At 37.9% G+C, this 25,396-nt stretch carries 27 protein-coding genes; 24 read left to right on the top strand and 3 right to left on the bottom strand.

Annotated elements, in window-relative coordinates; genetic code table 11:
- The first annotated feature begins 115 nt into the window (after positions 1-115).
- The 9 genes from IGL37_RS09630 to thrB all read left to right on the top strand — a co-directional run bounded on the left by IGL37_RS09630 (position 116) and on the right by thrB (position 9,479).
- Positions 116-448 carry a PadR family transcriptional regulator gene (locus IGL37_RS09630; RefSeq protein WP_002356722.1) on the top strand — a complete coding sequence of 111 codons (333 nt, stop codon included), beginning with the start codon at positions 116-118 and terminating at the stop codon, positions 446-448.
- On the top strand, positions 445-1,473 hold the full coding sequence (locus IGL37_RS09625) for a permease prefix domain 1-containing protein (protein WP_002356724.1): 1,029 nt from the start codon (positions 445-447) through the stop codon (positions 1,471-1,473). The genes IGL37_RS09630 and IGL37_RS09625 overlap by 4 nt, the downstream gene beginning before the upstream one ends.
- Positions 1,474-1,607: 134 nt before the next feature.
- Entirely contained in the window at positions 1,608-3,059 is a 1,452-nt protein-coding gene (locus IGL37_RS09620; protein ID WP_033917866.1) for a PLP-dependent aminotransferase family protein, read from the top strand.
- Between the two features lie 120 nt (positions 3,060-3,179).
- Complete coding sequence (locus IGL37_RS09615; protein WP_002356727.1) at positions 3,180-4,904, top strand: phospho-sugar mutase; 1,725 nt, start codon at positions 3,180-3,182, stop codon at positions 4,902-4,904.
- A gap of 105 nt (positions 4,905-5,009) precedes the next feature.
- On the top strand, positions 5,010-5,792 hold the full coding sequence (gene proC, locus IGL37_RS09610; RefSeq protein WP_002362189.1) for a pyrroline-5-carboxylate reductase: 783 nt from the start codon (positions 5,010-5,012) through the stop codon (positions 5,790-5,792).
- A gap of 116 nt (positions 5,793-5,908) precedes the next feature.
- Complete coding sequence (locus IGL37_RS09605; protein WP_002356730.1) at positions 5,909-6,217, top strand: ArsR/SmtB family transcription factor; 309 nt, start codon at positions 5,909-5,911, stop codon at positions 6,215-6,217.
- A 51-nt stretch (positions 6,218-6,268) separates the two neighbouring features.
- A complete protein-coding gene (locus tag IGL37_RS09600) occupies positions 6,269-7,561 on the top strand; it encodes a homoserine dehydrogenase (protein WP_002359742.1) in 1,293 nt (430 codons plus the stop codon).
- A 2-nt stretch (positions 7,562-7,563) separates the two neighbouring features.
- Positions 7,564-8,619 carry a threonine synthase gene (gene thrC, locus IGL37_RS09595; RefSeq protein ID WP_033917867.1) on the top strand — a complete coding sequence of 352 codons (1,056 nt, stop codon included), beginning with the start codon at positions 7,564-7,566 and terminating at the stop codon, positions 8,617-8,619.
- The gene (gene thrB, locus IGL37_RS09590; protein WP_002392997.1) at positions 8,616-9,479 is read left to right on the top strand and encodes a homoserine kinase; all 864 of its coding nucleotides are present in this window, start codon (positions 8,616-8,618) and stop codon (positions 9,477-9,479) included. Before thrC ends, thrB begins: the two co-directional genes overlap by 4 nt.
- 42 nt (positions 9,480-9,521) lie before the next feature.
- Here the strand turns inward: thrB and IGL37_RS09585 are convergent, their stop codons facing one another.
- Positions 9,522-10,379 (bottom strand): pyruvate, water dikinase regulatory protein, encoded by an 858-nt coding sequence (locus tag IGL37_RS09585; RefSeq protein ID WP_002382760.1) that lies wholly within the window; start codon positions 10,377-10,379, stop codon positions 9,522-9,524.
- A 98-nt stretch (positions 10,380-10,477) separates the two neighbouring features.
- Here IGL37_RS09585 and IGL37_RS09580 point away from each other — a divergent pair, with 98 nt between their 5' ends.
- The 12 genes from IGL37_RS09580 (at position 10,478) to IGL37_RS09525 (ending at position 21,643) form a co-directional block, all read left to right on the top strand.
- On the top strand, positions 10,478-10,918 hold the full coding sequence (locus tag IGL37_RS09580; RefSeq protein ID WP_002387080.1) for a Fur family transcriptional regulator: 441 nt from the start codon (positions 10,478-10,480) through the stop codon (positions 10,916-10,918).
- A gap of 165 nt (positions 10,919-11,083) precedes the next feature.
- Positions 11,084-11,260, top strand: a complete 177-nt coding sequence (gene rpsU / locus IGL37_RS09575) for a 30S ribosomal protein S21 (RefSeq protein WP_002356740.1) — start codon at positions 11,084-11,086, stop codon at positions 11,258-11,260.
- A gap of 25 nt (positions 11,261-11,285) precedes the next feature.
- The gene (locus IGL37_RS09570; RefSeq protein ID WP_002356741.1) at positions 11,286-11,735 is read left to right on the top strand and encodes a GatB/YqeY domain-containing protein; all 450 of its coding nucleotides are present in this window, start codon (positions 11,286-11,288) and stop codon (positions 11,733-11,735) included.
- 242 nt (positions 11,736-11,977) lie between these two features.
- Positions 11,978-12,892: a PhoH family protein gene (locus IGL37_RS09565; protein WP_369810298.1), complete on the top strand. Its 915-nt coding sequence runs from the start codon at positions 11,978-11,980 to the stop codon at positions 12,890-12,892.
- Positions 12,893-12,920: 28 nt separating this feature from the next.
- A complete protein-coding gene (locus IGL37_RS09560) occupies positions 12,921-15,119 on the top strand; it encodes an HD family phosphohydrolase (RefSeq protein ID WP_002356744.1) in 2,199 nt (732 codons plus the stop codon).
- Positions 15,119-15,598 carry an rRNA maturation RNase YbeY gene (ybeY, locus tag IGL37_RS09555; RefSeq protein ID WP_033917869.1) on the top strand — a complete coding sequence of 160 codons (480 nt, stop codon included), beginning with the start codon at positions 15,119-15,121 and terminating at the stop codon, positions 15,596-15,598. Before IGL37_RS09560 ends, ybeY begins: the two co-directional genes overlap by 1 nt.
- Positions 15,582-15,983 carry a diacylglycerol kinase family protein gene (locus IGL37_RS09550; RefSeq protein WP_002382764.1) on the top strand — a complete coding sequence of 134 codons (402 nt, stop codon included), beginning with the start codon at positions 15,582-15,584 and terminating at the stop codon, positions 15,981-15,983. Before ybeY ends, IGL37_RS09550 begins: the two co-directional genes overlap by 17 nt.
- Before the next feature lie 13 nt (positions 15,984-15,996).
- On the top strand, positions 15,997-16,899 hold the full coding sequence (gene era, locus IGL37_RS09545; protein ID WP_002359745.1) for a GTPase Era: 903 nt from the start codon (positions 15,997-15,999) through the stop codon (positions 16,897-16,899).
- Positions 16,900-16,981: 82 nt separating this feature from the next.
- Positions 16,982-17,770, top strand: coding sequence for a DNA repair protein RecO (recO, locus tag IGL37_RS09540; RefSeq protein WP_002356748.1), 789 nt, complete (start codon positions 16,982-16,984; stop codon positions 17,768-17,770).
- A 647-nt stretch (positions 17,771-18,417) separates the two neighbouring features.
- Complete coding sequence (glyQ, locus tag IGL37_RS09535) at positions 18,418-19,326, top strand: glycine--tRNA ligase subunit alpha (protein ID WP_010706545.1); 909 nt, start codon at positions 18,418-18,420, stop codon at positions 19,324-19,326.
- A gap of 1 nt (position 19,327) precedes the next feature.
- The gene (gene glyS, locus IGL37_RS09530; protein WP_002356751.1) at positions 19,328-21,412 is read left to right on the top strand and encodes a glycine--tRNA ligase subunit beta; all 2,085 of its coding nucleotides are present in this window, start codon (positions 19,328-19,330) and stop codon (positions 21,410-21,412) included.
- Positions 21,413-21,451: 39 nt separating this feature from the next.
- The gene (locus IGL37_RS09525; protein ID WP_002356753.1) at positions 21,452-21,643 is read left to right on the top strand and encodes a DNA-directed RNA polymerase subunit alpha C-terminal domain-containing protein; all 192 of its coding nucleotides are present in this window, start codon (positions 21,452-21,454) and stop codon (positions 21,641-21,643) included.
- 33 nt (positions 21,644-21,676) lie between these two features.
- Here the strand turns inward: IGL37_RS09525 and yidC are convergent, their stop codons facing one another.
- Both yidC and IGL37_RS09515 read right to left on the bottom strand, forming a co-directional pair.
- A complete protein-coding gene (gene yidC / locus IGL37_RS09520) occupies positions 21,677-22,609 on the bottom strand; it encodes a membrane protein insertase YidC (protein WP_002356755.1) in 933 nt (310 codons plus the stop codon).
- 166 nt (positions 22,610-22,775) lie between these two features.
- Positions 22,776-23,051, bottom strand: coding sequence for an acylphosphatase (locus IGL37_RS09515; protein WP_002356756.1), 276 nt, complete (start codon positions 23,049-23,051; stop codon positions 22,776-22,778).
- A 106-nt stretch (positions 23,052-23,157) separates the two neighbouring features.
- On the opposite strand from IGL37_RS09515, the gene IGL37_RS09510 reads away from it, so the two are divergent.
- The 3 genes from IGL37_RS09510 to rpsB all read left to right on the top strand — a co-directional run bounded on the left by IGL37_RS09510 (position 23,158) and on the right by rpsB (position 25,360).
- Positions 23,158-23,934 (top strand): TrmH family RNA methyltransferase, encoded by a 777-nt coding sequence (locus IGL37_RS09510; RefSeq protein WP_002356757.1) that lies wholly within the window; start codon positions 23,158-23,160, stop codon positions 23,932-23,934.
- A gap of 19 nt (positions 23,935-23,953) precedes the next feature.
- The gene (locus IGL37_RS09505) at positions 23,954-24,391 is read left to right on the top strand and encodes a GNAT family N-acetyltransferase (protein WP_010709741.1); all 438 of its coding nucleotides are present in this window, start codon (positions 23,954-23,956) and stop codon (positions 24,389-24,391) included.
- 183 nt (positions 24,392-24,574) lie between these two features.
- Positions 24,575-25,360, top strand: a complete 786-nt coding sequence (gene rpsB, locus IGL37_RS09500) for a 30S ribosomal protein S2 (RefSeq protein WP_002356759.1) — start codon at positions 24,575-24,577, stop codon at positions 25,358-25,360.
- The last annotated feature ends 36 nt before the right edge of the window (positions 25,361-25,396 follow it).

Genomic DNA, 25,396 nt, shown 5'->3' with positions numbered 1-25,396 from the left:
AAAATGATTTCTGCATTACGTGCTTTTTTTACTTTACCTATCGTAGTAATCGTGTTAAGATAATTACAACGACAGACGTAGTACAATAGTTGAAGTACTTGAGGGAGGAATTTATGTGATTGGTAGTGATGCAATTCGAGGATACAACGATACCTTTATTCTCTCAATCTTACAATCCGGCGCTTCATATGGTTATGCGATTTCTAAACGCATTCGTGAAATTTCTAAAGAACAATATTCGATTAAAGAAACGACACTTTATTCTGCTTTTACACGTTTAGAGAAAAATGGCTACATTGAATCATTTCCAGGAGAAGTAACGCATGGCAAAAAGCGGACCTATTATCAAATAACCCATGCAGGAGAGCGTTATTTAGAGGAAAAGTTACTAGAATGGGAAGTAACAAAAGACGTCGTCGAAGCATTTGTAAAGGAGATGGGAAAATGAAAATTATAGAAGAATTTATTGATAGCTTATTTTCAGGCGTTGTTGAAACATCTGAAACAAAACAATTAAAGGCGGACTTATTAGCAAATGCTGAGGATCGTTATGAAGACTTGCTCAGCCAAGGAAAATCGGAAAATGAAGCAATTGGTACAATTATTTCTGAATTTGGTACTATTGATGAATTAATGGAAGAATTGAATTTAGAAAATAAACAAGTGGATGAAACAAACGATTCAATGAACGGTTTGCCAGAAATCTCAGTGGAGGAAGGACTTGACTATTTAGCTGTCCAACGTAAAGGTGCTATTCAAATTGGTCTTGGTGTTGTTGCAATCATGGTGGGTGTTGGCTTGCTGGTTGGTATGCGTGGTGTTCTTTCTAACGGTCTTGGTTTAGTTTGTCTTTTCATAGGTGTGGCAATCGGCGTTCCATTATTTATTGTTGCTGGTAATCGGTTTGTTGCAATGGACAAACAACTGGGGCAACGATTGATTCCGATTAAGTTAAAAAAAGAAGTTGCACAAAGAGAACAAAGTTTTCAACGATCATTTATTTTTTGTATGGCAGCGGGCGTCGTTTTTTGTATTTTGGGTTTAATCCCAGTTGTTGTCTTTAGTAGTGGCCTTCATCTGATGATGCGCCGTTCCATGCATCAAATGATGGGCGGACAATATTATAATGGAACGATGGGGATTAGTTGGCTCTTCTTTTTAGTATCGGTTGGCGTCTTCTTGTTTATATTTGGTGGAGTAATTAAAGGAAGTTTTAATAAATTGTTAAATGAAACTTATTTTTATTCAGAACATGTTGGTCATCCTGATTTTGCCCCTCAACAAACAAAAACAGAGGAAGGACCTGTGGGAAATCCTGTCGGTGCAATTATTGCATCCGTTTATTGGCCCTTAGTTGTTGCACTCTATCTATTTATTAGTTTTGTTTTAGGGGATTGGCGGTTTAGTTGGTTAATCTTTATGTTCGCAGGAATCTTTTATAACACCATCCAAGCATTTTTACACAAACATTGAGACAAACCTGTTAATAGTAAAACAGAAAAGTGGGACATTCGTCAAAACGGCTGTCCCACTTTTCTTGTATTTTTGATTGACAAAAGTATTAAACTGGATTACTTTTAACTCATCCAATTGTTGAGGTGATTGCTATGTGGCAACTTAAAAAAGAACAAAATGTTCCCATTTATCGCAGTATTATGGAAATGATTGTTCAAAAGATTCAAACAGGCGAATTATTACCAGGCGAAAAAATCCCTTCAGAACGTAAACTGGCAGAGTACTTGTCTGTCAATCGTTCAACCGTTGTTCATGCATTAGACGAACTGGTGGACTTAGGCTGGATTGTGCGAAAAAGAGGGAGCGGAACGATTGTCAACGAAGGAAAATGGGGGGTAATGATGACGCCACGAACGGATTGGCATCGTTATTTAGAACAAAATGTGTTCAAACAAGTTCATCCCTTGGTGGCAGAGATTGAGTTACGTGCTAAACAAAATTTGCCGACTGACTTAGATATGTATACAGGCGAGTTGCCGTTAGACTTAATTCCCAGTTTCGATTTTCCAGCATTAAATTGGAAACAATTTTTAAAAGAGGAAGCACAAGATGAATTAGGTTATTTGCCGTTAAGAAAAGAAATCCAAGCCATTACAGCAACGGAATATCAGCTTCATTTACCAAGTGAAAGTTTATTGCTTACTTCAGGTGCGCAACAAGCACTTTTTTTAGTTTTGCAAGTTTTATTGAGACAAGGAGATAGTGTTGCCGTAGAAGATCCATCTTTCTTCTATGCCTTACCAATTTTCCAAGCTGCTGGTGTGCGCTTATTTGGTGTGCCCATGACAGAGGAAGGGATTGATCTTGAAGCGCTAGAACAAACAATCCGACAACATCGCATCAAAATGGTTATGGTTAATCCTTCCTTTCAAAATCCGACTGGGACAGTGATGCCTTTAAGAAAAAGAGAACAGCTCGTGAAAGTTTGTCAAACGTATCAAGTTCCTATTTTAGAAGATGATGTTTTTGGGCAGCTAAGTTTTATCCCGAAAACAGAAATTCCTCCTTTAAAAAAATTAGATCCAGATAATGTCTTGTATATCGGTTCGTTGTCAAAAATTTTAGGTTCGACCACGAAAATTGGTTGGTTAAGTGCGCCTACCTCCGTGACGAAACAAATTGCAGAAGCCAGAAAAATGATGGATGTTTCGTTGAGTATTTTTCCGCAGATGCTCGCTAAAATGGCGATTGAAGATCCTTCTTTTTCTGAAAAAATTACGTTATTAAATAAACAAGTGGAACAACGAGCAACAGCTGTATATCAAGTATTTAAATCGTTGCCAGAATGGGAAGTTTCGCCAGTAAAAGGCGGCTTTTATTTATGGGCACATTGGCGTCAAGGGGCACTTAAGCCAGAAGATTGGCAAGTGTTTTTACGAGAAGGTGTTTTGGTAGCACCAAGTGTAGCTTTTAGTGAAAAACGTGGAAGTATTCGCTTGAACTGTTCCCGAATTTCACCAGAAGAAATTCCTCTTTTTTGTGAGCGAATGGTACGGATTACACGACAGCTTTCTGAAAATAGACAAACAAAAATAGAACAGTAAGTAAGATTTTTCTTATAAAAATCATTTGCTGAGAGAAAACGCTACAACTTCCCTTTTCTAAACGAATATCCAATGCTATACTTAAAAAGTAAAAACAAAAAAACAAATGAGGTGTTTTCCATGTCTTGGGAACAAGTTTACCAACAATGGTTAAATGAAGAAAATATTCCAGAAAATTTAAAAAATGAATTAAAGGACTTAAATACAGACCCTGAAAAATGTGAAGATGCATTTTACGCACCATTAGAATTTGGGACTGCCGGGATGCGCGGGATTTTAGGCGCCGGTATTAATCGGATGAATATCTTTACGGTTCGTCAAGCAACAGAAGGACTTGCACGTTTTATGGATACGCAAGATCCTGAAACAAAACGTCGCGGTGTAGCTATTGCCTATGATTCACGTCATATGTCTCCAGAATTTGCAATGGAAGCAGCTAAAACATTAGCTAAACATGATATTCCTTCTTTTGTGTTTGAAAGCTTACGACCAACACCAGAATTATCTTTTGCGGTCCGCTACTTTAAAGCTTTTGCGGGAATCATGATTACGGCTTCTCACAATCCAGCTGCCTATAATGGCTACAAAGTCTATGGTGAAGACGGTGGTCAAATGCCGCCAGCTGATGCAGATGCATTAACTAAATATGTTCGTAGTATCGAAAATCCTTTGAAAATTGATGTCTTATCAGATGAAGAAGTTGCCCACAGCGGTTTAATTAACATTGTTGGTGAAGAAGTCGATAACGCGTATTTGAAAGAAATTAAAACAGTTACGATTAATCAAGAATTAATTAACGAAATGGGTAAAGAATTAAAATTAGTTTACACTCCCTTACATGGAACTGGGAAAATGTTAGGAGAAAAGGCATTAAAACAAGCCGGTTTTGAAAAATTTGTTTTAGTACCTGAGCAAGCCGTTGCTGATCCTGACTTTACTACAGTTAAGTCACCAAACCCTGAAGAACATTCAGCTTTTGAATACGCGATTCGTTTAGGGGAAAAAGAAGGCGCTGATTTATTGATTGCAACAGATCCAGATGCTGATCGTTTAGGTGCTGCTGTGCGGATGCCAAACGGAGACTACCAAGTATTAACAGGAAATCAATTAGGTTCAATTATGATTCATTATATTTTAGAAGCCCATCAACAAGCAGGCACGTTGCCTCAAAATGCTGCGGTTCTAAAATCAATCGTTTCTAGTGAACTTGCTACAGCGATTGCTGAGAAATATAATACGAAGATGTTTAATGTTTTAACAGGTTTCAAATTTATTGCTGAAAAAATTCAACAATACGAAGAAGACCACAGTCAAACGTTTATGTTTGGTTTTGAAGAAAGTTATGGTTACTTAGTGAAACCTTTTGTTCGTGATAAAGATGCAATTCAAGCGTTAGTTTTATTAGCAGAAGTAGCGGCTTTCTATAAAAAACAAGGAAAAACATTATACGATGGCTTACAAGATATCTTTGAAGAATTTGGTTACTTTGAAGAAAAAACTATTTCCGTAACAATGAGCGGAATTGAAGGCAGCGGTAAAATCAAAGCTTTAATGGCAAAATGTCGTGAACAAGCGCCAACTGAGTTTGCCGGGATTCAAGTTGCTCAAACGGAAGATTTTAAAGAATTAACACGCACTTTTGCAGATGGTCAAACAGAACAATTACAAACGCCTCCTTCTGATGTGTTGAAATATCATTTAGAAGATGGCAGTTGGATTGCTATCCGACCATCAGGAACAGAACCAAAAATTAAATTCTATCTAGCAACAAAAGCAACAAGTAGTTCAGAAGCTTCTGAAAAAATTGCTGCGTTTGAAGCAGTCGTTAATGAATTAACAAAATAAAATAAACGAAACAGGCTGTACGAAACAAGTACGAATGTGAGTGTTTGTGTCAAAAGCTAATTGACTTTTGACACAAACACTTTATTTAACTAAGGAGGGAATGCTATGAAAATTGGCTTTATCGGTGCTGGCAGTATGGGCGGTGCCATGATTAAAGGGTTACTGAAAGCTGAGGCAGTCAAGAAGGAACATTTATATGTGAAAGGCGGATCAAGTGGAACAGCAGAAGCACTTCAAAAAGAGTGGGGCTTTCAACTTGTCACAGATTATGCACTTTTCCAAGAATGTAAGGTTATTTTTATTGCGACAGGAGCAAAGGTCGTGTTACCTGTCCTTCAGGAATTAGCCCCTCATTTTTCCAACGAAAGTCTATTGATTTCTGTTGCAACAGGTCATACCATACAAGAAGCACAAATGGCTCTTGGCAATAAAGAAGCCAAAGTTGTTCATGCCATTCCTAATACACCAGTTAGCGTGAATCAAGGCGTGATTGGCGTAGCCTTGGCACCAACAATTGAAGGCCAAACGAAGGACCTGGTAATGGAACTTCTTGCTACTTTAGGGTTAGTCAAAGAAATTCGTGAAGCGCAACTGGAAACTTTTGGTACTGTGGCTGGTTGCAGTCCAGCTTTTGTTGATATCTTTATGGAAGCATTGGGAGATGCAGCAGTCTTAGAAGGGTTACCAAGAGACTTATCTTATGAAATTGTCGCTCAAATGATAAAAGGAACGGCGACCTTAGCCTTAGACACGAAAAAACACCCAGGAGCATTGAAAGATGAAGTGACTTCTCCAGGAGGAAGTACGATTCGCGGTGTCGTAGCTCTAGAAAAAAATGGCTTCCGTTATGCCGTGATGGATGCAGTTCAGCAAGCCAACCACGAATAGATGAAGAAAGTTGGAAAATCGACAAGTTTGTCATTTTTCCAACTTTCTTTGTGCCATATTTTTCGTAGGAAAGAACAATCGCAGTTCTTATTTTAAAAAACTCTGTGTTATAATGAGTGCAAAGTGAGGCGACTATAATGAAACAAATGGAAGAAATCAAACAAGTAAGTCAATTATATAAAGTATTAAGTGATCCAACACGTTTAAGAATTTTGCTACTTTTAAAAGAAGGCGAGCATAACGTAACGGCGATTAGTGAACAATTGGGAATGGAACAGTCCGCCGTTTCTCATCAACTAAAATTATTAAGAGATAGCCGAGTTGTCAAGGCACGTCGCGAAGGAAAAACGATTTTTTATACATTGGATGATCATCATGTAATAGATATTTTAAATCAGACCTTTGAGCATATTGAACATCGATAAAAAGTAGGAAAAAATAGCGTAACTAGAATAGCGCTGTTGATGGAGGTAAAAATGAAGGATACCTTAAAGATCGGGTTACTAGGATTAGGGACTGTAGGCACTGGCGTTTTAACTCTCTTGAAAGAACATCAAGAGAAAATTTCACAAGTGACAGGAATGAATGTAGTCATTGAAAAAGCATTTGTCCGAAATCTTGAAACGAAACAAGCGCAAGCGGAAGAATACGGTCTGTCTTTAACAACTTCAATTGATGATATTTTAGAAGATAAAGAGATTCAAATCGTTGTGGAATTAATGGGAACCATTGAACCAGCCAAAACGTATATCATGAAAGCTTTAGAAAAGGGCAAACATATTGTGACTGCCAATAAAGATTTACTGGCGCAACATGGGAGTGAATTAGTAGCGTTAGCCCAAAAACATCATTGTGATTTATATTACGAAGCAAGTGTTGCTGGCGGGATTCCAATTTTAAGAACAATTGCTAATAGCTTAGCGGCAGACAATATTCAACAAGTTTTAGGGATTGTGAACGGTACGACGAATTATATGCTTACGCAAATGGTTTCTGCTGATAAAAGTTATGAAGAAGCTTTAGCAGAAGCGCAAGCGTTGGGATTTGCTGAAGCGGATCCGACAAATGATGTCGATGGAATCGATGCAGCCTATAAAATGGTTATTTTAAGTCAATTTGCTTTTGGGATGAATGTTTCATTACCACAAGTTGATATTCGTGGAATTCGCGGATTGTCTTTAGATGATGTCGCTATGGCTAAACAACTGGGGTATGAAATCAAATTGATTGGCTCTGCTGAACAAAATGAGAATAGTATCTCGGTGGAAGTGGCGCCTATGCTAGTCAATCAAAAGCATCCTATTGCATCTGTTCGGAATGAGTACAATGCAGTATTTATTAAAAGTGCAGGTGTGGGCGAATCGATGTATTACGGTCCAGGAGCTGGCGCTAAACCGACAGCAACCAGTGTGGTCAGTGATTTAATTACGATTGCTAAAAACATTCGCTTGGCAACGACTGGCCATATGTTCAATTCGTATCAACATAAAACCCAATTGACGAGTTCCGAAAATGTATTTGGGCAGTACTATTTTTCATTAGATGTTCCAGATACACCAGGACAATTTTTGCAGTTGACGCAATTAATGACTAAAGCAGAAGTCAGCTTTGATCAATTAGTTCAACAGAAATCAGATGGACAGCGAGCAAGAATTGTTGCCATTACACACCAGATATCAAAAGCACAAATGCAACAAGTTGTGATAGCTATTCAAAATACGGAAGCCTTTCAGTTATTGAATGTAATGAAGGTTATAGGAGATGAGTAAACATGTATGAAGGTTTGTTAAAACAGTATCAAGCGTATTTGCCCGTAACAGAAAAAACACCAATGATTTCTTTAGCCGAAGGAAATACGCCACTGATTCCTTTACCTAATTTATCCAAAGAATTAGGTATTCAATTATATGGAAAATACGAAGGCTTAAATCCCACTGGCTCATTCAAAGATCGCGGGATGGTGATGGCTGTAGCAAAAGCGGTAGAAGAAGGTGCCAAAGCGATTGTTTGTGCTTCTACAGGAAATACTAGTGCCGCCGCTGCTGCGTATGCCACAAGAGCAGGCATTAAAGCGTATGTAGTGATTCCAGAAGGGAAAATCGCACTGGGAAAATTGGCGCAAGCTATTATGTATGGGGCGGACATTATTTCGATTCCAGGTAACTTTGATGAAGCATTAAAAGCGGTGCGAGAGATTGCGAAAACTGAGGCAGTTGCGCTAGTTAATTCAGTGAATCCTTATCGCTTAGAAGGGCAAAAGACAGCAGCTTTTGAAGTTTGTGAACAATTAGGTCAAGCGCCCGATGTCTTAGCGATTCCAGTTGGAAATGCCGGCAATATTTCCGCTTACTGGAAAGGCTTTAAAGAATGGCATGAAAAACAAGGAACAACTTTACCAAGAATGCATGGTTTTGAAGCAGAAGGTGCCGCAGCAATCGTGAAAGGCCAAGTGATTGAGCAACCTGAAACCGTGGCAACAGCGATCCGGATTGGAAATCCTGCTAGTTGGCAACTAGCAGAACAGGCACGGGATGAATCCGGTGGTTTCATTGATGCCGTGACAGATCAAGAAATTTTAACGGCTTACCGAAAAATTGCTGCTCAAGATGGGGTTTTCATTGAACCTGGTTCGGCTGCTTCATTAGCTGGAGTTATTCAACATGTTAAAAGCGGTAAAATCAAAGCAGGTGAAACCGTCGTGGCAGTCTTTACTGGTAACGGACTGAAAGATCCTGATACAGCAATGGAGACAGAAGTAGCTATTTCAAAAATGAGTGACGTGGAAGAAATGCGTCTGTACTTACGAAAAGGAGTCGCAACACTATGAAAATAAGAGTACCTGCCACTAGTGCCAACTTAGGACCTGGCTTTGACTCATGTGGCATTGCATTATCCGCTTATTTAACAATCAACGTTTTAGGTGAAAGTGAATTTTGGGAAATTCAACATACTATGGGAGAAGAGATTCCTACTAATGAAGAGAATTTATTAATTCAAACGGCATTGAAAATTGCACCAGAATTAACACCAAAAGTTATTCGGATGGTTTCTGACATTCCCCTTGCAAGAGGACTAGGCAGTAGCTCAAGTGTGATTGTAGCAGGCATTGAATTAGCTAACCGACTAGCACATTTAAATTTGTCCCCTAAAGAAAAAGTTCGTTTGGCCACAGAGATGGAAGGACATCCGGATAATGTTGCCCCAGCTATTTTAGGAGATTTCGTGGTGGCTAGCCATGTAGAAAACCAAGTCTACCATGTCAAACATCACTTTCCAATGTGTGATGTCATTGCATTTATTCCAGAGGAACCATTATTTACCGAAAAAAGTCGCGCTGTTTTGCCCGAAAAATTGGCTTATAAAGAAGCGGTCGCGGCCAGCTCAATTGCCAATGTTATGATTGCCGCAATTTTAAACGGGGATTTACCTTTAGCAGGCAAAATGATGGAACAAGATAAATGGCATGAAACGTATCGTCGTTCATTGGTTCCTCACTTAAAAGAAATTCGTCGTTTAACTCAGCAAAAAGGTGCTTATGGCTCTTTCTTAAGCGGTGCTGGTCCAACTGTGCTAATCTTGTCGCCAGAAGAACGAACCAACGAAATTGTTCAAAGCTTGGAGAAATTATCTACCAAAGCGAGCATCCAAATTTTCAATATTGATCAAGAAGGCGTTCAAGTCTTTTAAAAAAAACGAGAAAAAATCACTAGTGATTTTTTCTCGTTTTTTTTAATCCTCGGATGTTTCCGTGGAATAATAACTATGATCTTCTAAGTTCAAAGCATTAAGAATCATTGAGGCAGTTTCTTCAATTGAAAGAGAAGCGACATCAATAACGATACAACCTAATTTTTGATAAAGATCATTAGCAAAAGCCAGTTCTCGCCGAATTTTTTCAATATCTGAATAAGAAGTATTTTCAGGTAATCCATATGCGCGCATTCGTTCTTTACGAATCCCGTTTAAAACATTGGGATCATTGGTTAAGCCAACAATTTTTTTAGGGTCCATTTCGAATAATTGTTTCGGTAAATGTGCTTCAGGAATCAGTGGCAAATTAGCAACTTTTAAGTTCTTGTTGGCTAAAAAGAGACTTAGCGGTGTTTTAGAAGTTCGGGAAACGCCAAGAAGTAACACATCCGCTTCTAAAAAGCCTCGTGGGTCCTTGCCATCGTCATATTTGACAGCAAATTCCATTGCTTCAATTCGTTTAAAATAATTTTCATTCAGATGATGTAAGGCACCAGGTTCTCGCATGGGTGCGACACCTGTTAATCGTTCGATTTCCGCAACTGGTGGTGTCAAAATGTCAAAATGGAACAATTGATGCTCATTGAAAAATTGATTAGCAATCGCCACGAGATGATCATTAATAATAGTATGCAGTACCATGGCTTCTGCTTTTTTGGCATCTTCTAACGCTTGTACCAGTTTATCTTCGTCTTTAACGAATGTTCGTCTAATCAAAGTAAAATCAACAGTGGGGTACTGGGCCATTGAAGCAGCCGCCAATTTTGAAGCGGTCTCGCCAGCAGAATCTGAGATGACAAAAATCGTCACACATTTTTTTTCTTCAGAAATAGTCATAGAGGGTAAGTCCTTTCTTGCATTTTTAATAATTTTATTATACCATAAGTCCAGAATCTATTTCGTAATGATTCTGATTTAGGTTGGTGAGGGAGGAAATGGCGATGGCACCAGTAAAAACCAATATTGAACAAGCCTTAGAAACCATGAAAGCCAGTGGATTAAAATATACTAAAAAACGAGAATTACTGATGAGCTATTTGATTAAGCGAAATCGGTATGTTTCTGCACGTGAAGTGTATGAATTTATGAATGAAACCTTTAAAGGAGTCAGTTATGATACGGTTTATCGTAACTTGCATGACTTTGAGCGCTTAGAATTACTGGAAAAAACAGAATTAAATGGCGAGCAAAAGTTTCGCTTCCGTTGTTGCCAAGAGGTGGAACATCATCATCACTTTATTTGTACGGTTTGTGGCAAAACGGAAGAAATTCACATGTGTCCGATGAATTTTTTTGAAGAACAGTTAAAAGGTTGTTCAATTGAAGGACATCGCTTTGAAATCCTTGGTCGTTGTGCCGATTGTTGCGAAAAATAGCGAATAAGACGAAAAATCAAACAAAAATTTCGTATTTTATCAGTAGAGTGGTTGACGGTTATTTATGCTTTAGCTATAATATAACAAGGACAGTATTTTAATTTGTGGGTTTTTCCCACAAATAAGAAAAACGGTTACTTTTTAAGCTCGGAGGGAGGGAATAACATGTCAAAAACAGTCGTTCGTAAAAACGAATCTCTTGATGATGCTCTTCGTCGCTTCAAACGTTCCGTTTCAAAAGCGGGTACTTTACAAGAATCACGTAAACGTGAATTCTACGAAAAACCAAGTGTAAAGCGTAAGAAAAAATCTGAAGCAGCTAGAAAACGTAAAAAATTCTAGTTTTGAATGAATTGGAGTTGGTGGTATGTCATTGCTAACCACATTGAATGACGACATTAAAACAGCGATGAAAGCTAAAGACAAAGAAACTTTAGCCGTACTTCGTATGTTAAAGACTGCCATTCAAAATGATCAGATTAAAGCGGGCCGTGAATTGAACGGAGAAGAAGAACTCACTGTATTGTCTCGTGAGATGAAACAGAGAAAAGATTCTTTATCAGAGTTTGAAAAGGCGGGACGCGACGATCTTGTTGAAAAAGTAAAAGTTGAAATAGCAATTGTTGAAAAATATATGCCTCAACAACTAACGGAGGAAGAAATTCGTCAACTAGTTCAAGAGGTAATGACGCAAACTGGCGCCACTTCACCAAAAGATTTTGGTAAAGTGATGGGCGCTATGATGCCGAAAGTCAAAGGCAAAGCCGATGGCAACCAAGTTAACGCAATTGTGAAAGAATTATTACAAGAAAACTAAGAGCGTTATCGAAACTAGGACAGGATACTGTCCTAGTTTTTTTATGCAAAGAGAAAACCGGTAGCTTTTTACGGTTTTCTCTTTTTTGACTTTCAAAGTCAAATCAGGTACGACTTCTTTTTAAACAGATAAGAATGTGGTATCATTGTAAAGGACTATATAATAAAGGAGATGGACGTTTTTTGACAGATAATCAGTCAAAATCTTTGGAATTAATACTTACTGATTCTGATGATGCACACATGCTTTTAGGAACACATGATAAACATATCAAATTTTTAGAAGAGAATACCCACGTAACGATTAATAGTCGTGGCGAAGTTATTCAGTTAATTGGCGAATCATCAGAGGTAGAGTTAGTCGCTTCCGTGTTAAGAGCGCTACAAACATTAATTCAACGAGGCATCAAAGTGCATACGCCAGATGTCGTTTCTGCTTTAAAAATGGCCAAAGCTGGAAATTTAGAGGCGTTTATTGCCATGTATGAAGAAGAAATTATGAAGGACCATCATGGTCGGGCCATCCGAATTAAGAATGTTGGTCAAAAAAAATATATCGATGCAGTTAAAACTCATGACGTCATTTTCGGGGTGGGACCTGCGGGGACAGGAAAAACCTTTTTAGCCGTGGTGATGGCAGTAGCAGCTTTAAAAAAAGGCGAAGTACAAAAAATTATTTTAACTCGTCCAGCGGTGGAAGCTGGCGAAAGCTTGGGCTTTTTACCAGGTGACTTAAAAGAAAAAGTCGATCCTTATTTACGTCCAGTTTACGATGCCTTGTATCAAATTTTTGGTATGGATCATACAAATCGTTTAATGGAACGCGGCGTTATTGAAATTGCCCCGCTTGCTTATATGCGTGGTCGTACATTGGATGATGCTTTTGTCATTCTAGATGAAGCACAAAATACCACGGTTGCCCAAATGAAAATGTTTTTAACTCGTTTAGGGTTTAGTTCAAAAATGATTGTTAATGGAGATACTAGTCAGATTGACTTGCCACGTGGTGTAACAAGTGGTTTAGTTAACGCCGAGCGTACGTTAAAAGACATTGAAAAAATTGCCTTTGTAAATTTTGAAGCCAGTGACGTTGTGCGTCATCCGGTTGTAGCACAAATTATTCAAGCCTATGAAAAAGAACAACAAAAGCATTCCTAAGCAGTTAGGGAAGGAGTGAAAGTACCTTTTGAAAAAAGTACTTACAAAGTTAGGGGATCGTTTAGGTAAAGCCTATTTGCCTATTTTATTAGCCGTTTTTTCTCTTCTTTTATTTATGATTATGTTTGGCAGCGTCCATCAGAAAAGAGTAGAAATTAAAGAAGGTCAACTGGCCGAGAAAACCATTCGTGCAAATAAAAATATCGAGAATACCTACGAAACAGAACAAAGAAAAAAATTGGCAGCAGAAGCTGTCACACCCGAATATATTTATCAAGAAGATACGGCATCTGTCCAACATAATCGTATTGATAAATTATTTAAATTGATTGATTCTGCGAATGAAAAAGTAGACAAAGAGTACAGCAATAAGCAAGCGAAGGCCAAAAAGGAAGAAACGATTCCTGCGCCGACCGTGGAAGAACGAGTAGCTAGCTTAAAATCATTGTTTGAATCTTTACCGCAAGATGAAGTTACGTTTTATCAAAGTTTTCCTAATGTTTTTTATCAAACAATCTTTACATTAACCTCTGAGCAATTAGATAAGGTTCGTTCAGAAAGTTTGATGTTGGTGGATGATGCGATGCAAAATCACGTTCGAGAATCTGATTTGGATAAAATTCGCCAAGAAGCTAACGGTAAAATTCAATACTTAGACATTACGAGTACCATGCAACAAGTCATTCGTTACATTGTTAACCAAGGGATTGTGGTAAACGATATTGCCAATGAAAAACGAACAGAAGAGCTACGCCAAAAAGCGATGAATGCTGTTCAACCCGCAATGATTTATCAAGGCGAAATTATTGTTCGTGAAGGTACTCAAATTGATGCAAAAGCGGTCGAAAAACTTGAGCTACTAGGAATGACTAGTCAAAATACCTCTATTTTTCCGATGGTGGCATTAGCATTGGCTATTTTACTTCAAGTTGAAGTGTTGATTTTCTTTACAAAACAAGTGACTGAGCCTTCGCGACAACGCTCGTTTATTATCTTTTACACGGGTGCTATGCTAATCAGTGTTATTTTAATGAAATTCTTCCAGATTTTCCAAACAGAGCAGTTGATGTATATTCCCTTGTTCTATCCAGCAGCCTTTGCACCGCTAATTCTAAATCATTTTGTGAATCGTCGTTCAGGGATAATCGCTGCCATTTTCCAAGTCGTTTTTGCGTTATTTATCTTTTATAATTCTATTGGCACAAACTCGTTGACGGTTATTCTGATTATGTACTTATTCTCAGGATTTCTAGCAACAGTTGTTAAACGGAAACGGATGAGTGAGCAAGTTTTCCCAGCTTTAATGTGGGTAGTGGTCTTTCCTGTTTTCATGGCGGTTGTCTTAATGATTTATCAAGGGATGAGTTTAACAGATGGTAAAACGTGGACAGCTTTAATTTGTGCAAGTGCAGGAACGGTACTTTCATTTTTAGCAACAATGGGCTTGCATCCATATATCGAATTATTAGTGACCGATGATAGTATGATTGTCTTGAATGAATTAAGTAATCCGAACCATCCGTTGTTAAAACAACTGTTAGAAGAAGCGCCAGGTACCTATCATCATAGCATGATGGTGGCTAGTTTGAGCGCTAACGCTGTTGCTGAGATTGGCGGGCGGTCGCTATTAACACGAGTTGCTTGTTATTACCATGACATTGGCAAAATTAAACACGCCAATTTCTTTGTGGAAAACTTACCTGCTGGTGCAGAAAATCCACATAACTTTTTATTACCAGAAGATAGTAAACAAATTATTTTTGGCCACGTAATTGATGGCGCCAAAATTTTAGAAGAGTACAATATGCCGCAAATGGTGATTGACATTTGTCGTCAACATCATGGCACAACATTGATGAAATTTTTCTATGTGAAAGCAAAAGAACGCAATCCTGAAATTAAAGAATCAGACTTCCGTTATCCTGGACCACGTCCGCAAACACGAGAAGCAGGGATTGTGAGTATTGCTGATACTTGTGAGGCTGCTGTGCGGGCGATGGATCATCCCACCAACGAAAAAATTCAAGCCTTTGTGCATAATGTGATTCAAGATAGAATTTCAGATGGCCAATTAGATGAATGCGGGTTAACGATGAAAGAGATTCGCATCATTGAAAAATCATTAATTAATGGATTATGCAGTACCTTCCATTCACGGATTAAGTATCCAAAAATGAAAGCTGAAGCAGAAGAAATGAAAGATGAACAAGAAAAGAGAGATGACTAATGGATATTACTTTCATTGATGAAACCGAGAAAGTACCAACAGAAGAAATCAAAGAAATCGAAAACTTGCTGCAATTTGCAGCGGGTTTTCTAGAAATTTCCGAAGATACGGAGATGTCGGTGACTTTTACAGATAACGCAGGTATCCAAGTGATTAATCGTGACTATCGGGGCAAAGATATGCCTACAGATGTCATCAGTTTTGCTTTAGAGGATGAAGGGGAAGACGAATTGCCAATTATTTTTGATGATGAAGAGTTGGCAGAGCTACCACGGAATCTAGGTGATTTAATTATTTCAACAGAGCGAGCAGCAGAACAAGCATTTGAATATGGGCACACATTGGAGCGAGAAATGGGCTTTTTGGCAGTACATGGCTTTTTACATTTGAATGGGTACGATCATATGGAACCTGAAGATGAAAAAGAAATGTTTGGTTTACAGAAAGAGATTTTAGATGCGTATGGCCTTAAAAGATGAGCAAACAGGAAAAAATAAACATTTTATTAATTCATTAGAATTTGCCTGGCAAGGAATCAAAACAGTTTTTCGAGAAGAACGTAATATGCGCAAACATGTGGCGTTTGGTGTCACTGCCATTGTGTTTGGTTTCTTGTTTTCCTTAACACTTGCTGAATGGCTGTGGTTGTTATTGGCCGTTTTTCTCGTCTGGTTGGCAGAAATTATCAACACAATTTTTGAAAATGTCGTAGATATGTTTACGGATTTTCACTTTCATCCAATCGGAAAAAAAGTTAAAGACATGGCCGCAGGAGCTGTTTTATTAACAGCCGGTTTCGCAGTGCTAGTAGGACTAATTCTATTTGTACCAAAAATTTTACAAATCATTCAAATGTGGAAATAAGAGGAGAAATACAATGACAACTGAACATAAATCTGGTTTCGTAGCCATTGTCGGCAGACCAAATGTTGGAAAATCAACATTGTTAAATCGAATTGTCGGCCAAAAAATTGCAATTATGAGTGACAAAGCACAAACAACTCGTAATAAGATTCAAGGAATTTATACAATTCCTGAAGCACAAATTGTTTTTATCGATACTCCAGGGATTCACAAACCTAAACACCGCTTAGGCGATTTCATGGTGGAAAGTGCCTACAATGCGATGCGTGAAGTAGATGCTACTTTATTTATGGTAAGTGCTGATCAAAAACGCGGGAAAGGTGACGACTTTATTATTGAACGATTGAAAAATAATAATAGTCCAGTCTACTTGATTATTAATAAAATTGACAAAGTCCATCCAGATGATTTATTGAGTATCATTGAAGACTATTCGAAACAAATGGACTTTAAAGAAATTATTCCCATTTCTGCCACTGAAGGAAATAATTTTGAGCATTTGATGGATGTTCTCGTTGAGCAAATGCCAGAAGGACCACAGTATTTCCCTGATGACCAAATTACGGATCATCCAGAATATTTTATCGTTTCCGAATTAATTCGTGAAAAAGTGTTACTTTTAACAAGAGATGAGATTCCTCATTCTGTCGCTGTTGTTGTGGACTCAATGAAACGGGATGAAAACGATAAAGTCCATGTCCAAGCAACCATTATTGTGGAACGGGACAGTCAAAAAGGTATCATTATTGGCAAAGGCGGAAAAATGCTGAAACAAATTGGTACCAAGGCGCGTCAAGATATTGAATATTTATTAGATGACAAAGTGTATTTGGAGCTGTGGGTAAAAGTCCAAAAAGACTGGCGTGACAAAAAAATCTATTTACAAGATTTTGGTTATCGCAAAGAAGAATATTAAGAAAGTAGTGTTTGGGAAGCGAGTGTATAAACGAACTTTCCAAACACTACACTAATTTACATAAGAAATGGAAGTGAATTGAATGGCATTAGGGGAGACCAAAGGCATTATTTTATTTACGAAGGATTTTAAAGAGAAGGATAAACTCGTCAAAATTTTTACAGAATCCTATGGAAAATTGATGTTTTTTGTGAAAGGTGCGCATCGAAAAAATAATCCTCTTTTGCCAGCGATTCTGCCATTTACAGAAGCCGTCTACATCGGAAACTTTAGAGAAGAAGGCTTATCTTTTCTCAATAGCAGCAAAGAAGTTCAACCTTTTCGAAACATTCAACAAGACATATTTATTAACGCATATGGAACATATATTTTAAACTTAGTCGATGCAGCAATTGAAGATCAGCACTATGATCCGAACTTATTTCAATTTACCCACATGGCATTATCCGCTTTAAATGAGCAAAAAGATCCGGAAATCATTACAAATATTTTTGAAATTCAATTGTTAGAACGGTTTGGTGTACGACCAGAATGGCATCATTGTGTGGCTTGTGGCGAAACACAAGGGAAATTTGATTATTCCTCAAAGTATAGCGGTGTGCTTTGTGAAAAACATTGGCATTTAGATGAACAGCGCTACCATGCAGATCCTAGAGCAATTCATTTTATTCGCTTATTTGCGCAAGTCTCCTATGAAAAAGTCCAAAACATTCAAGTAAAAGAAGAAACTAAGAAGAGTATTCGAGAAACGATTGATATGTTATACGATGAATATGTTGGTTTGCACTTAAAAAGCAAAAAATTTATTGATCAAATGAAAACGTGGGAAAATACGTTAAAAATTCCACCACGAAAGAAGGAAGAAAAATAAACGTAAACAAGCAGACGTTTTTCTAAAAAAAATTTGACAACTTCCCTCAGACACCGTATTATGATAGAGAAGTTAAATACGTACGAAGAAAAAGAGAAGTAAAAAGAACCCTCTGTTAAGCGAATCTGGGAGAGTGGGAGCCAGAAACACGGAACTTTTGAAAGGCACTTTGGAGTACGACAAACGAAGCTGCCGATGAACACATCGGAAGTAGGGTGGAACCGCGATAATTATTCGTCCCTATGTCTATTAATAGGCATGGGGACTTTTTGCATGTTCCTCACTGCGACTGACACAAAGTGTCAGAGCAGATGTGGAACAGCACAAGGTGACCAAAGGGAACGTTGTCTCCTCTGTGTTAAAACAAACTGCTTAGCCAAAAACATGGAGTAGATGATTCACAGTACAAGGTGACCAAAGGGAACGTTGTAACCGAATAAAAAAAAGCAAACAGTTAACACCAAAAGAAAAAATAGTAACGTTTATTCAAAAAAGCTCAATTGGCGCAAAAGCGACAGAGTAGATGATGAACAGCATAAAAATTATCCCATTCTACAAAATTGTTTCTCTGTATCCCTTTTTAAATTTACATTCCCGAAGCAAAGCCAATCCCTATGTCTATAAAAAATATTCCAAGGAGGAAAACAATGAAAAACAAGTTAACCGTACAAGAAATGATTTTAACCTTGCAAAAATTTTGGTCATCTAATGGCTGTATGTTAATGCAAGCCTATGATACAGAAAAGGGAGCCGGCACCATGAGTCCTTACACGTTTTTACGTGCCATTGGACCTGAACCATGGAATGCTGCCTACGTAGAACCTTCTCGTCGTCCAGCTGATGGACGCTATGGCGAAAATCCGAACCGTCTATACCAACATCATCAATTCCAAGTTGTAATGAAGCCTTCTCCTGAAAATATCCAAGAACTTTATCTAGAAAGTTTGAAATTATTAGGAATTGATCCATTAGAACATGACATTCGTTTTGTAGAAGATAACTGGGAAAATCCTTCAATGGGCTGTGCTGGTTTAGGTTGGGAAGTTTGGTTAGATGGCATGGAAATTACCCAATTTACGTATTTCCAACAAGTCGGCGGCTTACAATGTCATCCTGTCACTTCTGAAATTACTTACGGGTTAGAACGCTTGGCATCATATATTCAAGAAGTCGAAAGTGTCTATGATTTAGAATGGACACAAGGCGTTAAATATGGTGAAATTTTTGTTCAACCTGAATATGAACATTCAAAATATTCCTTTGAAATTAGTAACCAAGAAATGCTTTTAGAAAACTTTGACAAATTTGAAAAAGAAGCTAAACGCTGTATTGAAGAAAGCTTAGTTCATCCAGCCTATGATTATATTTTAAAATGTAGCCATACATTCAATTTATTAGATGCTCGCGGTGCTGTCTCTGTAACGGAACGTGCAGGATATTTAGCCCGCATTCGGAATATGGCTCGTTCCGTAGCGAAAATTTTTGTGGCTGAACGTGAAAAATTAGGGTTCCCATTATTAAATAAAGACCAACACGTATCCAAGGAGGCAGAATAACATGGCAAAAGATTTATTATTAGAAATTGGCTTAGAAGAAATGCCCGCACATGTTGTCACACCAAGCCGTATCCAACTTGAAGAAAAAGTAATCAAATTTTTAGATGAACATCATTTAGACTATGAAACAGTGCAATCCTTTGCCACACCTCGTCGCTTAGCCGTGAAAGTAACTGCGATTCCTGAAAAACAAGCGGATGTTGAAGAAGAAGTAAAAGGTCCAGCGAAAAAAATTGCTTTAGATGCTGAAGGAAATTGGTCAAAAGCTGCACAAGGTTTTGTACGCGGCCAAGGAGTTACAACTGAGGACATTGTTTTCAAAGAATTAAATGGTGTCGAATATGTCTATGTGACGAAGTTTACCAAAGGCCAAAGTGCCAAAGAAGTATTAACAAAATTAAATGACGTGATTACAAGTCTAACTTTCCCGGTAACAATGCACTGGGCAAACTATGATTTCGAATATATTCGTCCAATTCATTGGATTGTGGCACTACTTGATGATGAAGTAATTCCTTTCAACGTGTTAGACGTGACGACAGGGCAAACTTCTCGTGGCCACCGTTTCTTGGGAGACGATGTGACGTTCCAACACGCTAATGAATATGAAACAAAATTAAAAGAACAATTTGTAGTGGTTCAACCGAATGAACGGAAACAAATGATTGTTGATCAAGCGAACGCTCTCGCTGCAGAAAAAAATTGGCAGTTAGCTTTAGATGAAGAGTTATTGGAAGAAGTTACGAATTTAGTGGAATATCCAACTGCATTTGTAGGCAGTTTTGATGAAAAATATTTATCTGTTCCAGATGAAGTATTAGTGACTTCTATGAAAGAACACCAACGTTACTTTGAAGTTCGTAACGACCAAGGCTTATTAATGCCGCATTTTATCGCTGTTCGCAATGGGGATAATGTTCACCTTGAAAACGTGATTAAAGGAAATGAAAAAGTGTTAATTGCTCGTTTAGAAGATGCAGAATTCTTTTACAATGAAGATAAAAAATTAACGATTGAAGCATGTGTTGAAAAACTAAAAAATGTGACTTTTCATGAAAAGATTGGCTCAATTTATGAAAAAATGCAACGGGTTGCTTTAATTGCACAAATCATTGGTCGAAAAGTTGGCTTATCTGAGGATGAATTGGAAGATTTAAAACGTGCCTCTGAAATTTATAAATTTGACTTAGTAACAAATATGGTTGGTGAATTCCCAGAATTACAAGGAATTATGGGAGAAAAATATGCCTTATTACAAGGCGAAAAACCAGCCGTAGCAACGGCGATTCGAGAACATTATTTACCAACTTCTAGTGAAGGTGAATTGCCAGAAACAGCAATCGGGGCTGTTTTGGCCTTAGCCGATAAGCTTGACAGCGTCTTTTCATTCTTCTCAGTTGGTATGATTCCAACAGGTTCTAACGATCCTTATGCACTTCGTCGTCAAACCTATGGCGTTATCCGAATTATTGAAGATAAAGGCTGGACCTTCCCATTAGTCCAATTACAAACAGAAGTTGATGAAGCAGTGAATCAAGATGTTGAGAAATATGGCGTTTTACTAAACGAAGGACAAGCAGAAGTCGTTGAATTTGTGAAAGCTCGCTTACGTCAATTATTAATGACGAAAAATGTTCGCCATGACATTATCGATGCAGTGGTGTCTGCTGAGCAAGCCGATTTATCGAAATTATTTGCTTCAGCGAATATTTTAAAAAGCCGTTTTGAAGATCAAGATTTTAAACCATCAATGGAAGCCTTAACGCGTGTTATTAATTTAGCGAAAAAAGGTCAAGAACTTTTAGGTGATACTGAAGAAGGGATTGATCCAAGTCTGTTTGAAAATAAGGCAGAAAAAGAACTGTATCAAGCAGTTAACGATTTATCTGAAGCTTTTGCTACACGCACGATTGCAGAAAACTATGAAGCACTAGTAAATCTACGTCCGTTAATTGATGCGTACTTCAATGAAACGATGGTTATGGTTGAGGATGAAAAAGTCAAACAAAACCGATTAAAACAATTAATGCAAATTGCTAAAATGGCGTTATCAATTGCTAGCTTAGATTTATTAATTGTAAAATAAAAAGCGCTGTTTTTCGACCGCTAAGGAGGAACCGACAGCATGCTAGAAACAACGTTTGAACAAATTTTAACACAATTATCAAAGCCAGCTGTTCGTGCGCTAACGAATGAAAAAATCGACAGTGTGGATGAACTCTACGCACGAGGCCGAAAAGCGTTACTTTCGTTGCATGGCTTTGGTCCAAAGTCTATTCGAACTATTGAAGAGATGACTGGGAAAGAATTGAAGTAAAAAAAGGATCGCCGTTTAGAGGCGATCCTTTTTTTATTTACGTTTTTGTTTTCCAGCATTGCGACCTTTATTGCCGTTTGCTTTTGGTTGGTTCGTTTTTTGTGTTACTTTGTTTGTTTCTTTTGGTGTCACATCCTTAATAGGAGTAACCACTTGTTTTGGTGGGTTATTTTTCAATTCTTCTTGTACTTGTTTTTTAATTCTTGGACGTAAGAGGATATTTGTGATGGCAGATTGAATACATGTGAAAATACCACCAACTACCCAGTAAAGCGCTACGCCTGCAGGTGAGCTAAAGGACATGAAAACAATCATTAATGGTGAAACAATCAGCATTGATTTCATTGTTTTCTTTTGTTCTTCAGGAATACCAATCATTGAAATATAACCTTGAGCTAAATAGGCTAAACCAGCTAATGCCACTAAAATCATATTTGGTTGCCCTAAATTCATTCCTAAGAAGCTTGCCGTGGCAATACCTTTTGTATAACGAGCAGCAAAGAACAGAGAAGAGAAAATAGGCATTTGAATTAATAAAGGCAAACAACCAATTCCGCCAACCATACTCACATTGTTTTCTTTATAAATCTTTTGTAGTTCTGCTTGTGCGGCCATTTGTTCTTCACGCGTACTTGCTTGTTTCATTTTTGCTTGTGCAACATCCACTTGGGGTTTGATTGCTTGCATTTTTTCCGTTTGGATAAAGCTTTTTTTCGATTGATGTAAGCCTAACGGTAAAATAATGATCCGTACAATAATGGTGATAAAAATAATCGCCCAACCATAGTTCCAATTAAAGTTATCGACAAGATAAGTAATTGCATTACTCATCGGTAAAACAAGGAAGTTATAGACAAAACCTTCACCAGTTGGTTGTCCATCTGCTCCTGTTTTCACACAGCCTGATAAAAACATTACTAAAAATAGTAAGCCAGAGCCGTAAAGCCATCGGTTTAATTTACGCATGTAATTCGGTCCTTTTCTAAAAAATTTTTACATGGTTAACTATACTTGAAACAGCGCTCTTTTTCAATCAAAATCGAAAAGAAGCTCTTACAAAAATCAATAAAAAGCAGGAACTACTTGCTGTTCAAGGCTTCTCCCCAAAGAAATCAATCGTTAGAAAGTAAGTTTATTGAATCACTTTAAATTGTTCCGTTTCTTCTAACAAAGGGTCTTCTTGAATATCAACATACGTTACACGTCCCGCTGGACTGGGGGAATCTTTGATTTTTTTGATAAATGTTTCCATTATGTCTTCAGGTGCAATTGCTGTGATTGAAACGGACCCGTCGTCTTCGTTCTTCACCGAACCAGTGACACCTAATTGATCTGCCACCATTTTGGTCATGTAGCGGAAGCCAACACCTTGGACACGTCCTTGTACATTCATTCTTAGTTTTTCCATGAGAGACACTTCCTTTGCTTTTTTCTTTATGATAGCGATTTTTCTTGGTTCTAGCAAGTATCCAAGCAAGCTAGAAGCATGCTATAATACAAAGGCGAGGTGACTTATGAAAGAAATTACATCAACGAAAAATAACCAATTAAAAGAATGGAAAAAATTACACAAAAAGAAGTACCGAGAAGAACTGAACCAATATATAATAGAAGGATTTCATTTAGTTGAAGAAGCTGTGAAGGCCAATGCCGATGTCCAGTGGATTTTGTTTAACCAAAGAGGTCAACAAGAATGGGGAACTTGGTTAGCTGAACAAGAAACAGAAAAATTAATTTTTGTTAGTGATGAGGTTTTAAATAGTTTGTCAGAGCTGCCAACTTCACAAGGAATTTTGGCAATTGTCACCTTGGAAACGCAACAAGAGCAGTCGCTTTCTTTTAAAGGTGGTTGGTTACTTTTAGATAATATCCAAGACCCTGGTAATGTTGGTACGATGATTCGCACAGCTGATGCAGCGGGTTTAGCAGGCGTGATTTTAGGTAAGGGCACAGCAGATATTTACAATACAAAAGTGTTGCGCTCAATGCAGGGAAGCCACTATCATTTACCAGTTCTCCAACGAGAGTTGACTGAAGTGGTTCAGGCATTCAAGAAGCAAGGTCTACCAGTTTTCGGTACAGAACTAAATGAAGCTGCGATTGCTTATTATGAACAAGAGGCAGTGGAAAATTATGCGTTGATTTTAGGCAATGAAGGTAGTGGAGTTTCGCCAGAATTGTTAGCAGAAACCACGAAAAATCTTTATATTCCAATGAAAGGTCAAGCAGAATCATTGAATGTCGCTATCGCAGCGGGTGTGTTAATGTTTTATTTTGAAAATAATCAATAACAGAAACGAGTGTCAAAAAATGCTGACTATCAAAAAGACAACCCAGTTAACAGAAAAAGAATTAGAAACCATTATGGCTATTTGGCTGCAAACGAATCTAGAAGCTCATCCATTTGTTGCACCAACTTATTGGCAAGAAAATAAGACATTTGTCCGCGCTGCGTTACCAAAAGCAACACTGATCTTAGCAGAAGAAGAGGGTCAGATAATTGGGTTTTTAGGCTTAATGGATAACTATATCGCAGGAATTTTTATAAAAAAAGCGTTTCAAGGTAAGGGCATCGGTCAGAAATTACTGCAAGTAGCAAAAGAAGAACAGGACCTCTTATCTTTGGCTGTTTACAGGAAAAATCAAGCAGCTTATGCCTTTTATCAAAAACAAGGCTTTGTCCAACAAAAGCGAACCATCGATGAAACGGGAAACGAAGAATGTCATCTTGTTTGGCAAGCGCAGTAGGAGCGACATTTCTAGTTTTAAGGCTTGCTATTTTTCTGAAAATATCTTATACTGTTAAAGGTGTGATTTTCACACACGAAATCCACATTCTTTTCCATCTGCGAAGTGGTGCTACTACGGTAGTTCTTCAAGGAGTTGACGAAAAGAAGAGGAAAATAAAAACCAAACTGGAGGAAACACAACATGGCAGTAATTTCTATGAAACAATTACTAGAAGCCGGCGTACACTTTGGTCACCAAACTCGTCGCTGGAACCCAAAAATGAAGAAATATATCTTCACAGAAAGAAACGGTATCTACATCATTGACTTACAAAAAACAGTGAAATTAGTAGATGCAGCTTACGATTACATGAAAAACGTTGCAGAAGAAGGCGGCGTTGCTTTATTCGTAGGAACTAAAAAACAAGCACAAGAAGCAATCAAAGATGAAGCAATCCGCGCTGGTCAATACTATGTAAACCATCGTTGGTTAGGTGGTACGTTAACTAACTGGGATACAATCCAAAAACGTATTGCTCGCTTGAAAAAAATCAATGCAATGGAAGAAGACGGCACTTTCGAAGTTTTACCTAAGAAAGAAGTTGCTGGCTTAAACAAAGAACGTGAACGTTTAGAAAAATTCTTAGGTGGTATCGCTGATATGCCAAGAATTCCAGATGTAATGTACATCGTTGACCCACGTAAAGAACGCATTGCTGTTCAAGAAGCACACAAATTAAACATTCCAATCGTTGCAATGGTTGATACAAACTGTGATCCTGATGAGATCGATGTTGTAATCCCTTCAAATGATGATGCAATCCGCGCCGTGAAATTAATCACTGCTAAAATGGCTGACGCTTTCATCGAAGGTAACCAAGGGGAAGACCAAGCAACTGAAGAGTTATTCGTTGAAGAAACACCAGAAGCAACTTCAATCGAAGAAATCGTTGATGTTGTTGAAGGAAATAACGAATCAGCTGAATAATAATGATTACGGAGCTGTCTCAAAGGCTAGGCGACA

The organism is Enterococcus sp. AZ119, from assembly GCF_050546175.1.
GTDB classification, from domain to species: Bacteria; Bacillota; Bacilli; order Lactobacillales; family Enterococcaceae; genus Enterococcus; species Enterococcus faecalis.
Note: the sequence above shows the minus strand (reverse complement) of the source record. Positions and strands in the feature narration are given on the sequence as shown.

Bases quoted from the DNA above. Each gene is read 5' to 3' on its own strand.
- IGL37_RS09625 (WP_002356724.1), top strand. From the start codon at position 445: ATGAAAATTATAGAAGAATTTATTGATAGCTTATTTTCAGGCGTTGTT.
- IGL37_RS09620 (WP_033917866.1), top strand. From the start codon at position 1,608: ATGTGGCAACTTAAAAAAGAACAAAATGTTCCCATTTATCGCAGTATT.
- IGL37_RS09615 (WP_002356727.1), top strand. From the start codon at position 3,180: ATGTCTTGGGAACAAGTTTACCAACAATGGTTAAATGAAGAAAATATT.
- proC (WP_002362189.1), top strand. From the start codon at position 5,010: ATGAAAATTGGCTTTATCGGTGCTGGCAGTATGGGCGGTGCCATGATT.
- IGL37_RS09600 (WP_002359742.1), top strand. From the start codon at position 6,269: ATGAAGGATACCTTAAAGATCGGGTTACTAGGATTAGGGACTGTAGGC.
- thrC (WP_033917867.1), top strand. From the start codon at position 7,564: ATGTATGAAGGTTTGTTAAAACAGTATCAAGCGTATTTGCCCGTAACA.
- thrB (WP_002392997.1), top strand. From the start codon at position 8,616: ATGAAAATAAGAGTACCTGCCACTAGTGCCAACTTAGGACCTGGCTTT.
- IGL37_RS09585 (WP_002382760.1), bottom strand. From the start codon at position 10,379: ATGACTATTTCTGAAGAAAAAAAATGTGTGACGATTTTTGTCATCTCA.
- IGL37_RS09580 (WP_002387080.1), top strand. From the start codon at position 10,478: ATGGCGATGGCACCAGTAAAAACCAATATTGAACAAGCCTTAGAAACC.
- rpsU (WP_002356740.1), top strand. From the start codon at position 11,084: ATGTCAAAAACAGTCGTTCGTAAAAACGAATCTCTTGATGATGCTCTT.
- IGL37_RS09570 (WP_002356741.1), top strand. From the start codon at position 11,286: ATGTCATTGCTAACCACATTGAATGACGACATTAAAACAGCGATGAAA.
- IGL37_RS09565 (WP_369810298.1), top strand. From the start codon at position 11,978: ATGCTTTTAGGAACACATGATAAACATATCAAATTTTTAGAAGAGAAT.
- ybeY (WP_033917869.1), top strand. From the start codon at position 15,119: ATGGATATTACTTTCATTGATGAAACCGAGAAAGTACCAACAGAAGAA.
- IGL37_RS09550 (WP_002382764.1), top strand. From the start codon at position 15,582: ATGGCCTTAAAAGATGAGCAAACAGGAAAAAATAAACATTTTATTAAT.
- era (WP_002359745.1), top strand. From the start codon at position 15,997: ATGACAACTGAACATAAATCTGGTTTCGTAGCCATTGTCGGCAGACCA.
- recO (WP_002356748.1), top strand. From the start codon at position 16,982: ATGGCATTAGGGGAGACCAAAGGCATTATTTTATTTACGAAGGATTTT.
- glyQ (WP_010706545.1), top strand. From the start codon at position 18,418: ATGAAAAACAAGTTAACCGTACAAGAAATGATTTTAACCTTGCAAAAA.
- glyS (WP_002356751.1), top strand. From the start codon at position 19,328: ATGGCAAAAGATTTATTATTAGAAATTGGCTTAGAAGAAATGCCCGCA.
- IGL37_RS09525 (WP_002356753.1), top strand. From the start codon at position 21,452: ATGCTAGAAACAACGTTTGAACAAATTTTAACACAATTATCAAAGCCA.
- yidC (WP_002356755.1), bottom strand. From the start codon at position 22,609: ATGCGTAAATTAAACCGATGGCTTTACGGCTCTGGCTTACTATTTTTA.
- IGL37_RS09515 (WP_002356756.1), bottom strand. From the start codon at position 23,051: ATGGAAAAACTAAGAATGAATGTACAAGGACGTGTCCAAGGTGTTGGC.
- IGL37_RS09510 (WP_002356757.1), top strand. From the start codon at position 23,158: ATGAAAGAAATTACATCAACGAAAAATAACCAATTAAAAGAATGGAAA.
- IGL37_RS09505 (WP_010709741.1), top strand. From the start codon at position 23,954: ATGCTGACTATCAAAAAGACAACCCAGTTAACAGAAAAAGAATTAGAA.
- rpsB (WP_002356759.1), top strand. From the start codon at position 24,575: ATGGCAGTAATTTCTATGAAACAATTACTAGAAGCCGGCGTACACTTT.